General features: G+C 63.9%; 9 protein-coding genes and 1 tRNA gene. 7 read left to right on the top strand and 3 right to left on the bottom strand.

Annotated features, from left to right (window positions below; translation table 11 throughout):
* Window positions 1-89: 89 nt before the first annotated feature.
* A tRNA-Arg gene (locus tag KDH09_08795) sits at window positions 90-166 on the top strand.
* 90 nt (window positions 167-256) lie between these two features.
* Here KDH09_08795 and KDH09_08790 read toward each other — a convergent pair.
* The 3 genes from KDH09_08790 to KDH09_08780 form a co-directional block, all read right to left on the bottom strand.
* Window positions 257-1,768: a cellulase family glycosylhydrolase gene (locus KDH09_08790; GenBank protein MCB0219776.1), complete on the bottom strand. Its 1,512-nt coding sequence runs from the start codon at window positions 1,766-1,768 to the stop codon at window positions 257-259.
* A 195-nt stretch (window positions 1,769-1,963) separates the two neighbouring features.
* Window positions 1,964-3,826 carry a sigma 54-interacting transcriptional regulator gene (locus KDH09_08785; protein MCB0219775.1) on the bottom strand — a complete coding sequence of 621 codons (1,863 nt, stop codon included), beginning with the start codon at window positions 3,824-3,826 and terminating at the stop codon, window positions 1,964-1,966.
* A gap of 223 nt (window positions 3,827-4,049) precedes the next feature.
* Window positions 4,050-5,159, bottom strand: a complete 1,110-nt coding sequence (locus tag KDH09_08780) for a hypothetical protein (protein MCB0219774.1) — start codon at window positions 5,157-5,159, stop codon at window positions 4,050-4,052.
* A 278-nt stretch (window positions 5,160-5,437) separates the two neighbouring features.
* Here KDH09_08780 and KDH09_08775 point away from each other — a divergent pair, with 278 nt between their 5' ends.
* The 6 genes from KDH09_08775 to KDH09_08750 all read left to right on the top strand — a co-directional run.
* Window positions 5,438-6,457 carry a ferritin-like domain-containing protein gene (locus KDH09_08775; protein MCB0219773.1) on the top strand — a complete coding sequence of 340 codons (1,020 nt, stop codon included), beginning with the start codon at window positions 5,438-5,440 and terminating at the stop codon, window positions 6,455-6,457.
* Window positions 6,458-6,603: 146 nt separating this feature from the next.
* Window positions 6,604-7,134 (top strand): hypothetical protein, encoded by a 531-nt coding sequence (locus KDH09_08770; protein MCB0219772.1) that lies wholly within the window; start codon window positions 6,604-6,606, stop codon window positions 7,132-7,134.
* 11 nt (window positions 7,135-7,145) lie between these two features.
* Window positions 7,146-8,327: an iron-containing alcohol dehydrogenase gene (locus tag KDH09_08765; GenBank protein ID MCB0219771.1), complete on the top strand. Its 1,182-nt coding sequence runs from the start codon at window positions 7,146-7,148 to the stop codon at window positions 8,325-8,327.
* Window positions 8,328-8,370: 43 nt separating this feature from the next.
* Window positions 8,371-8,826 (top strand): SRPBCC family protein, encoded by a 456-nt coding sequence (locus tag KDH09_08760; GenBank protein ID MCB0219770.1) that lies wholly within the window; start codon window positions 8,371-8,373, stop codon window positions 8,824-8,826.
* 105 nt (window positions 8,827-8,931) lie between these two features.
* Window positions 8,932-11,418 (top strand): AAA family ATPase, encoded by a 2,487-nt coding sequence (locus KDH09_08755; protein ID MCB0219769.1) that lies wholly within the window; start codon window positions 8,932-8,934, stop codon window positions 11,416-11,418.
* Window positions 11,415-11,708: hypothetical protein (locus KDH09_08750; protein ID MCB0219768.1), on the top strand; the 294-nt coding region annotated here is incomplete at its 3' end. The genes KDH09_08755 and KDH09_08750, both read left to right, overlap by 4 nt.

Below are 11,708 nucleotides of genomic sequence, written 5' to 3'. Positions count from 1 at the left end.
TAGCCCCCGCACGCGACACTCAGACAAGCAAGGCCAGATGCTTTTGCGAAAGCCTTGACTCCCCCCCACCCCCCAATTAAACAGGCGCCTGCGGGGGGGAGAAGTCTGGTAGCTCGGCGGGCCCCTAACCCCAAGGTCAGCGGTTCAAATCCGCTCCCCGCAACCAAAATGCTTTTAAAAAACAGCGGGTTACGGTCCATGCCGTAACCCGCTGTTCTCGTTTGTCTATGGCATCTCGGGGGTCACCACCCTGTGCTCAGAAGCAACTTCCAAAGAACATCACGCACTGGCGGACTTTTACCGTTTTTGCGCCGGTACTGGTGGACGTGCAGTGCACCTCGGTGTTGCCGTTTGCGAAGCTGCAGGAGAGGTTGCTGCCGCTCTTTTCGATCTTGAGCTGCGCGCCGCCCCAGACGAGGTTGCGCGGGGCGTAGAGCTCCGTCACCCCGGCGGCCGGGTCGTTGCTCCACTTGAGCTCGATGGTCTTCGAGTCATCGGCCACCCAGAGTGAGGTCGGCATTCCAGCGATCTTTTGCGCGTAGGGGCGCACCTCGTAGTTGGCGCGGATGTTCCCACTGTCATCGACGATGGAGAGGTCCTCACCGTTCCAGCCGTCCTTGTCGGTCGCGTTCCAGCCGGGTGTGTAGTTCCACTGCGCGCCCGAGGCGAGGTTCTCGTTGAGCCGCTTGTAGAGCAGGTCCATGTAGCCGCCCACATTGAAGGTTTCGGCGAACATGCCGAACTCACCGACGAAGAGGGGCACGTCCCACTCGGCGGCCTTGTTGTTCATGTTCCAGAATCCAAGATCCGTGGGCGTGCTCAATCCCAAGTAGATCTTCGTGGTGAGCACGCCCACGTCGTAGAAGTGCGGCGCGTAGGCGTAGTTGTCGAAAGTTGGCTGGGGAAGCGTCGTCGGCACCGCACCGTTGTTCGTGCTGGCATGGGGTTCGATGAACAAAATGGCGTCGGCATCCTCGGAGCGGATCACGTCGGCGGCGTCTTCGTAGAGCGGCAGCAACTCGGCTGCCTCCCAGCCCCAGGGTTCGTTGAGCAGATCGTAGCCGATCACGCCGTCATGATTCTTGAAGCTCCGAGCCAGCTCATCGAGCATCGAGAGATACCGCGTGCGCACCCCGTAGGAATCGGCATAGAAATCGCTGAAGGAGAGGTGCATGTCTGGATCGAGCAGCACCTTCGTCGCCCAGTCTTCGCAGTCATGGCCATTGTCGGGCTCATCGAGATCGGCATTGGGAGAGACTGCCCAGAGCGGGAAGCCCTCGCCGCAACCATCGGCCAGGAAACGGGCGAATCCGTCCTGGTGGATGTCAATGATTGTATGGATCCCGCGTGCGTGGGCGGCATCGACGATCGACTCGATGTAGTCGAGATAACCCCAGTCGTAACTTCCCGGTGCGGGTTCAAAGGCCTCCCAGGTAAAGAGAAGGCGGATGACGTTCACTCCCCAATCGGCAAGCGGATCGAGCTCAGCCATGTCCGTGACACCATGAAAGGGAGGCACCTTCGAATTGCCGGCCACGTTCACCCCGCGCAGGATCACCGCGCGGCCCTGGGGATCGCGGAAGAAGCGGCCCTCGGCGCGAAGCTGCCACGTGGGCGCCGGGGGCTCCTGGGGCGGCGGCGGCTCCTCGCCGCCAGCGCGTGCGGGAGCGGCGCTGCAAAGGGCCAGAGCCAGCGCGGCCAGAAGGCCGGCAAGCGGCCAGACAGGGACGTTGAAGGTTAGGTGAAGGCAGTTGGCTCGCATGTTCATCGGTCTGCTCCTCGTCGCGGCCGGCCTGCTGCGCCGGTGCGTGTGGGAGATCTATTCCAAGCTCCGTGCCATACCCCCGACAAAACATAACCGGCTGAAATTACTTGTTTTTATGGAGGCTGAAGGGCAATTGCAGAATGCACGGCCTGCCGCATCGTGCATTTTGCACGCACCGGACCCGTGCAAGCGTCTCGCTCAGGAGTCGGACTCGTAGGATTTGAGCTTCCTGTACAGAGTCGACGGATTGATCCCGAGTAGCTCGGCTACCCTGCCGCGCTCGCCATCGTAGCGGTCCATCAGACCCAGGATGTAGCGTTTTTCCAGATCGCGCAGCGGCAGCTCCTCCCCGCGCTTTGGTGCCGCCCCCCCCGCCCCGTCCCCCGGACTTGCCGCGGGGATCTCCGGTAGCTGCGCGCCGGCATTCTTGTGCAGCGCTTCGGGCAGGTCGCGCAGGCGAATGGCAGGGCCCTCGCACAGGGTAACCGCGCGCTCGATGACATTTTCGAGTTCGCGGACGTTGCCCGGCCAGCCATGGCGCGTAAGCGCCTGCACCGCGCTCGGCGAGATGCCGGGGATTTCACACCCGGCGTTCTGCGCGTAGCGAGCCAGAAAATGCGCGGCCAGGGGCGCGATGTCTTCGGTGCGCGCGCGCAGCGGCGGCACCTCGATCACGATCACGTTGAGCCGGTAATAGAGATCCTCGCGGAAGCGCCCCGCCCGCACTTCCTCGCTGAGATCGCGATGCGTCGCCGCCAGCACGCGTACATCCACCGGCACCGGCGCGCTGTCCCCGAGCGGCGTAACCTCGCGCTCCTGCAACACGCGCAGGAGCTTGACCTGCATGGCGGCCGGCATCTCGCCGATCTCGTCGAAGAAGAGCGTACCCCCGTCGGCGGCGCGGAAGATCCCCGGCCGGTCGCTGATCGCGCCGGTGAAGGCGCCCTTCCTGTGACCAAAGAGTTCGCTTTCGAGCAGATTCTCGGGCACGGCCGCAACGTTGATCGCGTAGAACCCGGCACCGCTGCGCTGGCTGGCGGCATGAATTTCCCGAGCGATCTTTTCCTTGCCGGTGCCCGTCTCGCCCGTGATCAGCACGCTGGCATCGTAGGGAGCCACCTTGCCCACCAGCTCGAAGACCTGCCGCATCGCGGGTGAAGCGCCGATCATCGCGCCCATTCCCTTCCCCGAGGTTGCGAGCTCGCCGCGCAGGTAACGGATCTCCTCGCTCAGCAACTCTTCATTCTTTTTGGCCAACTGCGCGATCTCGGCATTACGCGCGCTCAGGGTGGTGTTGAGGGCGCTCACCTCCGTGAGTTTCTCCTCGAGCTTGAGCAACAGGCGCGGGAAACGCTGCACCGTTGCCCAGGCCGATCCCCCGATGAGCAGAAGGGCCGCCAGTTCGATCGGTAGCTGAAATGCGATGGCTCCGATCAGATGCAGCCCGTCGATCGCGCCCACCAGCGTGGCGGCGCACAACACGCTCAGCAGGGTAGGCAGTCCCTCTTCGGCGACGGTGTCGGCCAGCGGTTCGGGCAGCGGTTTGCCGCGCTGGTGGGAGTCCGACAACGTACGTGCCAGGTCGAAGACTCCGGTCGCAACGCACGCAACAAAATAGAGGGTGTGCACATGGTAGAACGTGCCCGGCGCGGCCTGACGTTCCACGCCGAGCTGATGAAAGGCCACGATGTCCGAGCGCAGTACCAGCTCTGTACCGAGCAGAAGCGCCACCAGCGTGAGCCCCGCCACCAGCGCCAGAGAAAACCGCCAGTCCAGCGGTCGTTCGAGAAAGGCGGCACTCAGAAAAAGCCAGGCCGGACCAAAGCAGATCGTTACCAGCGTGATCAGGCGTGTGGCTTGCAGCAAGGCATCATCGCTCACCGCCGTGCGAAGCACGAAATAGCCGCCAAGCTGCGCGGCTCCCAGCAACGCCAGCACGCCCAATGCGCCATACGCCCTGCGGCGATAACCGCGGGCCGCCGTGGTCAGAAACAGCACGCCGAGGAAGCCGCAAAGCGGCGCCCCGAGCATCGACGGCCATGTCTCCGGTCGCGCAAACATCCTGTTCCCCTGGTCAGGTGCTGCCGATTCAATGTTGCAAGATGAAAGGAAGAATACCCGATCGGGGGCCCGAACGTCGCAATCGATTGAGTGGGGTTCACCCGCACCTGGCGGGCGGCGGGTGCTGAAAAAAGTGCTGCCGCCGCCCCCGTATTGAGAGGGAGAGGGAAGCGGCAGCGAGAAGACGAAATTCGCAGTCGTTCGGCGGCTGCGAACCCCGCCGCTAAAACTGCTGGAGCTGGTTTTTCAGCGCGCCGTAACCGGCCTTGTGCGAAAAATTCGAGTGGATGATCCCGAAATGGGCCTCGATTCCCTGGCCGAAGATCGGATCGTCGCTGCGGCAATTGGCCGGGTCGAAGACATCGGTGCAGGTGTCGATGAGCTGGTAGAAATTCGCGCCAACGATCGGATAGGGATTGTTCAGGTTGTTGTCGTTGATCTTCGCGCGCACGGCCGGCAGCGCGGCGTTGATCCAGTCGCGCTGATCGTTTTCGTCTGCCAGGAGCCACGCCCAGCTCGAATAGCCGGTCTCCAGGATCATGCCTTCCTTCCCGTACCATTCATCGGAGGGGTCATTGATACGCGCGATGAGGATGTCCAGCGGCGTCCAGTCCGTTGCGCTCACCGGCGACCAGGTACCCGGGTAGTGGTCGACGCCGATGACGTCGATGTGATTGCCCGCGCGCGTCACCCAGTCGGTGACCGCGTCCTCCCAGCCGAGCACATTGGCCATGCAGTTGACGTATTTCTTGGCCCCCGGGTCGAGCTGGTCGAGCACCGCACCCGCGCGGGCGAAGAGTTGCCAGTCGTCGGCGGCGTCGATGGGGTCGGGAATGTGATTGGCTTCGTTCCAGAGCTGGTAGTTGTCCACGCGGTCGCCGACCCACAGGGCGACCTGCGCGACGTATTCCTCATACTCCTGCCAGAAGGCCGCCTTGTCGGTGCGGTAGAGATCCACCGCCCAGCCGGGCGCGCCCGAGAGGATGATAAGCGGGTCGAGGCCGAACCAGCGGGCCTTGCTCACATAGTTCGTATAGTACTGGAGCTTCGCCCCGTCCCATTGGTCGCGGACGGGCTCGATGTCACTCCAGAAGATATCGGTGCGCACGCCCTCGAGTCCCAGATCCACCGCCTTCTCCATAGCGGCGTCGGTGGTGGCATCGTCGTAACCGACCTCGATGGCGTGGATGGAGACGTACCAGGGCGTGTGGGGCGCTTGGGGCGGGGGCGGCGGGTCTCCGCCGCCGGCGAGGGCAGCCGGGACCGGCAGCAGGGCGAGCAGCCCCAGGGAGAGCAGAGCGAAAATGCGAAGCGACGGGCGTGATTGTTCCATGACGATCTCCAGTGAGCGGGTTGTGCATTGCTGCAATCCACGGAACGTGCCAACCCGGCGGATCCCCTGAAACTGGCTGGAATTGTTGCGGATTCCGCTGAAGCCCCCGGCCGACCCGGACCGGCGCTTTTTTCCCGATCTTGCAAGTTGCACGCACAGGGCTGGTGCATTGCTTCGCCGCGGTGCGGCTTGCGCCGCTGACCGATTGGTCGATACCCTTGTGGGGCCCGTCAAAGCACCCGATCCGCGCATCGCGCGAGAGTTAAGGAGCCCTCCCAATGGTCGAGAACCTCATTGACAACAAAGAGAACCTGGTGGACCTCGTCGACTGCACCTTCCCCACCGCCTACAGCTGGAGCTACGAGACCTTCAAGCAGGACCTGCGCCGGCTCTATGAGACGGCCAAGGGCGCGCAGTGGAATGCGCAGACCCAGCTCGACTGGAGCATCGACGTCGATCCCGAAAAGGAATACATGCCCGACCAGCAGAACGGGCTCTATGGCACCGACATCTGGCGAAAATTCACGCCCAAGGAAATCGGGCGCCTTCGTCACGAGCAGCAGGCCTGGACCCTCTCGCAGTTTCTCCACGGCGAGCAGGGCGCGCTGCTGGCCACCGCGCAGATCGTCGACGCCGTGCCGCTCACCGATGCCAAGTTCTACGCCTCCACCCAGGTGATGGACGAGGCGCGCCACGTCGAGGTCTATGACAAGTACCTGCGCGAGAAGATGGAACTCGAGTATCCGATCAACTCGCATCTCAAGCGGCTTCTGGATCTCATCCTCACCGACTCGCGCTGGGACATGAAGTATCTGGGGATGCAGATCATGGTCGAGGGCCTCGCGCTGGCCGCCTTCCAGTTCATCCACACCTTCACCAGCGAGCCGCTCATCAAGGATCTGACCAAGTACGTCATGCTCGACGAAGCCCGCCACGTGGCCTTCGGCGTGCTGACTTTAAAAGACATGTACAACGACATGAGCGAGAAGGAATTCCAGGAGCGCCAGGACTTCGTCTACGAAGCCGCCATGCTCATGCGCGACCGCTTCTCGGGAGAAGAAGTCTTCGAGCGCCTGGGCCTTCCCGTCAAGGAGTGCGTGGACCTCAACATGCAGTCGCCGGCCATGAAGGAGTTCCGCAAGATGCTCTTCAGCAAGATCGTGCCCAACCTCAAGCGCATCGGCCTGCTCACCGGCAGCCTTCGCGAGCGCTTCGCCGCCCCCGAGCTCGACATCCTGAAATTCGAGGACTGGGCGGTCACCGATGTTGACACGATGGAGAACATCGTGGGCGCGTAACTGACTCGCGCGTCAATGCATCCAGCCTAAGCGGCCCCCAATGGGGCCGCTTTTTCATTGCGCGGAACTGACTGGACCGGCCGGTTCGTGCTATGAAACGCGGCGGGCGGCCACCCTCCGAAGACGCGCCGCCGGTGAGGCTCCCAATGCTGAAATCGCTTTCCAAGCAGCCGCCCACGGCGGTGGTCCGCGGCTACGTGAGCGCGATGATGGCCATCTTCGGCCGCGCGCTGGCCGCCGCCAGCCAGACCGACGGTGTCATCCGCGAAGAGCTCAAGGGTTTCCCCGACGGCTACACCTTCGAGATGACCACCCTGCCCTCGGGCCCGGGCTTCCAGCTCCGCAGCACGAGTGATGGCTGCCTTGAATTCGCCGCGGATGGGCTGAGCGAAAAGCCCACGCTCTCGATCCAGTTCAAGCACCTGCGCCACGCCTACCTCGTACTCGCCTTCCAGGAAGGCACCGCACGCGCTTTTGCCAACGACCGCATGGTCGTCGACGGCGAGATCGCCCACGCCATGCGCATGGTGCGCATCTTCAACCGCCTGGAAGCGCTCATCCTGCCGGCCTTCATTGGAAAGCGCGCGATCAAGCGCTACCCCACCCTCGAGCCGGGCGAGAAAGTCCGCCTGGCCATCGACATCTATTCGAAATTCATCGGCAACACGCTGAGCTGAGGTTCCAAGTCATGTCCTTCTATGAATTCTTCTGCCCCGTCAAAGTACTCGCTGGAACGAGCGCGCTCGAACACATGGCCTTCGAGCTGCGCGCGCTGGGCGCCGAGCGCCCCATGATCGTCACCGACAAGGGCGTCGTCGCCGTCGGGCTTCTCGAACACGTCACCACCGCCCTCGAAGAGGGCGGCATCGAAGTGGGCGCAATCTTCGACGACGTGCCGCCCGATTCCTCGACCAGGATCGTCACCCAGGGCGCGCAGATCTGGCGCGACTCGAAGTGCGACTCCATCATCGCCGTGGGCGGCGGATCGGTCATGGACACGAGCAAGGGGATCAACATCCTGGCTTCCGAGAACGCGAGCGACCTCGCGGCCTACACCGGCGCCGGGGCTCTCAAGCGCCCGCTGCGCCCGAGCTTTGCGATCCCCACCACCGCGGGCACGGGTTCCGAAGTCACGCTCGTTGCGGTGATCTCGGACAAGGACCGCGGCGTGAAGCTGCCCTTCGCCTCGCCCTTCCTGCTGCCCAACGCCGCCATCGTCGATCCGCGCATGACCATGAGCCTGCCACCGCACCTCACGGCCGCCACGGCCATGGACGCCATGACCCACGCAATCGAGGCCTACATCTGCATGGCGAAGAATCCGATCAGTGACGCCTACGCCACGGCCGCCATCAAGAAAATCTCGGAGAACCTGCTGGCCGTGATCGACGATCCCAAGAACGTGGAAGGACGCCTGGCCCTTGCCGAAGCGGCCACCATGGCGGGCATCGCGTTCTCGAACTCCATGACCGGCGTGGTGCATTCGATCGGCCACCAGCTCGGCGCGCTCTGCCACCTTCATCACGGCGCGTGCATGAGCCTGCTGCTTCCCTACGCCCTCGAATACAACCTCGAAGCATCCGCGCAGGATATCGGCGAGCTGCTTCTCTACCTTGAGGGCGCCGAGAGCTACGCGCGCACCCCGGCGCCAGAGCGCGCCCGCGCCGCCATCCGCAGCATCCGCCGGATGCGTGACCAGCTCCACGAGCGTTGCGGCCTGCCGCGCACGCTCACCGAGACCCACAAGGTCGAAAAAGAACAGCTCCCCACCCTTGCGCGCATGACCCTCGACGACGGCGCGCTGGCATTCAACCCGGTGGAAGTGGACTACGAAGACGCCCTGGGACTGCTTGAGCGCGCGTGGGCCTGAACCATTTACCTGCAACGAACCCGATCCGGGAGGGACTTCTCAAATGCCGATCTTTGAAAATGAGATGATCAACCAGACAATCGAAATCGATGCGCCGGCGGCCGAGGTGTTCGCCCTGCTCAAGGACATCGACAATTGGTCAAGCTGGGTGCGCGGGGTCTCGAAGTCCTACGCCATCTCCAGCGGGGACTGGCGCGTGGGCTACAAGATCGCCTTCCGCACCAACATGGCGCCGCTGACGCTCGCGCCGCTCACCATCCAGGAATATGAAGAAGGACGCGTCATGGAGTGGGGCGTTCGCACACCGGTTTTCACCATGGGCCACCGATTCGAGCTGACGGACCTGGGAAGCGGCCGCTGCCGGCTGTTGCAGCGCGAGTATTCCCACGGGCTGCTGGGTTACCTCACCAAACCCGCCAATGGGCTGATCTTCAAGTTCGACAGCGCCTGGGCCGAGGACCTTCTCGCCTATTTTGGCGCGAAGTCCCGCGCGGCCTGAGGCCGCTCCCGGCCGCCGAAACCGCGCCTTGCCCTTCGCGAGGCGCGGTTGCATCATGGGCGCATCCGGGAATGTTTCCCGCTTTTTCGCACGGGAGTTTGACTGATGCCCAACGCCCTCAGCGCGAAGGAGCTGCGCCGCGCCTTTGACCCCGCGCGCTTTTCCTTCAAGACCACCAAAGAGCTCAAGCCCCTCGAGGAGATCGTCGGGCAGGACCGGGCCGTCGCCGCCATCCGTTTCGGCATCGGCATCGAGAAGAAGGGCTACAACCTCTTCGCCATGGGGCCCCAGCAGACGGGCAAGTACCAGGTCATCCGCCAGTTTCTCGAACAGGCCGCCCAGAAAGAAGCGACGCCAAACGACTGGTGCTACGTCAACAACTTCGCCGACGACAAGAAACCCGAGGCGCTGGAACTACCCGCCGGCAAGGCAGTGACCCTGCGCGACCGCATGAGCGCCTTCATCGAGGAGCTCAAGGTCGCCATTCCCGCTGCCTTCGAGAGCGACGATTACCGCACGCGCCGCAAGGCGATCGAAGAGCACTTCAAGGAAGAACACGAGAAGGTCTTCCGCGGCGTGCAGGAAGCCGCGCGCGAGCGGGAGATCGCGCTCATCCGCACGCCCATGGGCCTGGGGCTCGCACCGATGAAGGACGGCGAGGTCCTCAACCCCGAGCAGTTCGGCAAGCTCCCTGAAGAAGAGCGCGAACGTATCGAAAACGAGATGCAGGAGCTGCAGGAGCCCCTGCAGGAAGCCTTCGCACGGGTGCCGCAGCTCGAAAAGGAAGAGCGCGAGCAGATCCGCCAGCTCAACCGCGAGGTGACGACGCTGGCCGTCAGCCACCTGATCAAGGAAATCTCCCGCGACTACGAAGCTCTGCCCGAGGTGATCGCGCACCTCGATGCCGTGCGCGACGACGTCGTCGAGAATGCCGCCACCTTCGTGCTCAGCAGCGGACAGGGCGGCGAGGGACAGGGCGGAATGCCCGGCATGCCGGGCGGGCCAATGGTCGATCCGGCCTTCTTCCACCGCTACGAGGTCAACGTGCTGGTCGATCACTCGAAGACCGAGGGCGCGCCCGTTGTCTTCGAGGATCACCCCACCCTGGCCAACCTGATCGGCCGCATCGAGCACCAGGCCCAGTTCGGCGCCCTGATCACCGACTTCACCCTCATCCGGCCGGGCGCGCTGCACCAGGCCAACGGCGGGTATCTCATCCTCGACGCGCGCAAGCTGCTCACCCAGCCGTTTTCGTGGGAAAGCTTGAAGCGCGCCCTCAACGCCGGCTGCATCCGCATCGAGTCGGCCGGCGAGATGCTCAGCCTCGTGAGCACGGTTTCCATCGAACCCGAGCGCATTCCGCTCAACCTCAAGATCGTCCTGCTGGGCGAGCCGATGATCTACTACCTGCTCAGTTCCTACGATGCGGAGTTCTCCAAGCTCTTCAAGGTGGTCGCCGACTTCGACGACCGGCTCGACAACACCGAGGACAACCACGAGACCTACGCGCGGCTTCTCGTGACGCTCATCGAACGCAACGAGCTCAAGCCCTTTGACGCGGGCGCCGTGGCCCGGGTTTTCGACGAGAGCATCCGGATGACGGGCGATACGGAAAAGCTCACCACTTTCACCGAAGAGCTCTCGGACCTGCTGCGCGAGGCCGACCACTGGGCCGGCGAGGCCGGGCGCGAGAGCGTCACGGCCGAGGACGTCACCCGCGCCGTCGAAGAGGAGATCTTCCGCGTGGGCCGCATTCGCGACCGTATGCAGGAACAAATCGTCCGCGAGACCCTGCTCATCGATACCAGCGGCTCCGTCGTGGGGCAGATCAATGGCCTGGCGGTCTACCAGCTCGGCCAGTTCAGCTTCGGCAAACCCAACCGCATCACCGCCAGCGTGCGAATGGGACGCGGCGGCATCGTCGACATCGAGCGCGAGGCCAAGCTCGGCGGAAACATCCACTCCAAGGGCGTGCTGATTCTCACGGGCTATCTCAATTCCAAATACGTGCCCGATCACCCGATCACGCTCTCGGCCTCCATCGTCTTCGAGCAGTCCTACGGCGGCGTCGATGGCGACAGCGCATCGACCGCCGAGACCTGCGCGCTGATCTCCGCCCTTGCGGGCATTCCCATCAATCAGGAGCTGGCGATCACCGGCTCGCTCAACCAGCAAGGTCACGTGCAGGCCATCGGCGGGGTGAACGAGAAGATCGAGGGCTTCTTCGACATCTGCGAGGCCCGCGGCCTCACCGGCAAGCAGGGCGTCATCATCCCCGAGTCCAATGTGAAGCACCTCATGCTGCGCCCCGACGTCGTCGAAGCCGCTGAACAGGGAAAGTTCCACATCTACCCGGTGAGCACCGCCGACGAGGCGCTTGAAATCCTCACCGGCAAGGACGCCGGCCAGCGCTCCAAGAGCGGCAAGTTCCCCCGCGGCAGCATCAATTACGCAGTGGAGAAAACCCTCGAGAAATTCTCCGAGCGCGCCCGCGACTTCAATCGTCCTGAGAAGGTCGGCGCGAAAGCCGCCGGGAAGAAAGCCGGAAAGAAGAGCAAGCATGAGAGCGCCGGCGAGGAGAGCGCGCAGTGAACGAGCAGCGCGCACCGTTTCGCCGCCTGCTGCTGGCCCTGGAGACCACGGGCCAGGACGAGGCCTTCTTTCGCAGTGCCGCCGAGCTGGCGGCGAATCTGGGCATTGAGCTCTCGGGCCTGCTCGTCGAGGACGAGGACCTCATGCGCATGGGCGAGCTGCCCGTCGCGCGCCAGTTCAACGTGCTGGAGGGATCGCTGCGGCCCTTTGCGCCCGGGTCGCTCGAGCGCGAGATCCGCAGCGAGCTCGCCCAGACGCGCGAGCGCCTCAGCCGCGCGTGCGAGCGCATG

This window comes from Chrysiogenia bacterium (assembly GCA_020434085.1).
Classification (GTDB): Bacteria; JAGRBM01; JAGRBM01; order JAGRBM01; family JAGRBM01; genus JAGRBM01.
This window is presented reverse-complemented; position numbering and strand designations above follow the sequence as displayed.

What these genes read in the sequence shown, in the direction of transcription:
- KDH09_08790 (MCB0219776.1), bottom strand. Translation starts at nt 1,768, where the DNA reads ATGAACATGCGAGCCAACTGCCTTCACCTAACCTTCAACGTCCCTGTC.
- KDH09_08785 (MCB0219775.1), bottom strand. Translation starts at nt 3,826, where the DNA reads ATGTTTGCGCGACCGGAGACATGGCCGTCGATGCTCGGGGCGCCGCTT.
- KDH09_08780 (MCB0219774.1), bottom strand. Translation starts at nt 5,159, where the DNA reads ATGGAACAATCACGCCCGTCGCTTCGCATTTTCGCTCTGCTCTCCCTG.
- KDH09_08775 (MCB0219773.1), top strand. Translation starts at nt 5,438, where the DNA reads ATGGTCGAGAACCTCATTGACAACAAAGAGAACCTGGTGGACCTCGTC.
- KDH09_08770 (MCB0219772.1), top strand. Translation starts at nt 6,604, where the DNA reads ATGCTGAAATCGCTTTCCAAGCAGCCGCCCACGGCGGTGGTCCGCGGC.
- KDH09_08765 (MCB0219771.1), top strand. Translation starts at nt 7,146, where the DNA reads ATGTCCTTCTATGAATTCTTCTGCCCCGTCAAAGTACTCGCTGGAACG.
- KDH09_08760 (MCB0219770.1), top strand. Translation starts at nt 8,371, where the DNA reads ATGCCGATCTTTGAAAATGAGATGATCAACCAGACAATCGAAATCGAT.
- KDH09_08755 (MCB0219769.1), top strand. Translation starts at nt 8,932, where the DNA reads ATGCCCAACGCCCTCAGCGCGAAGGAGCTGCGCCGCGCCTTTGACCCC.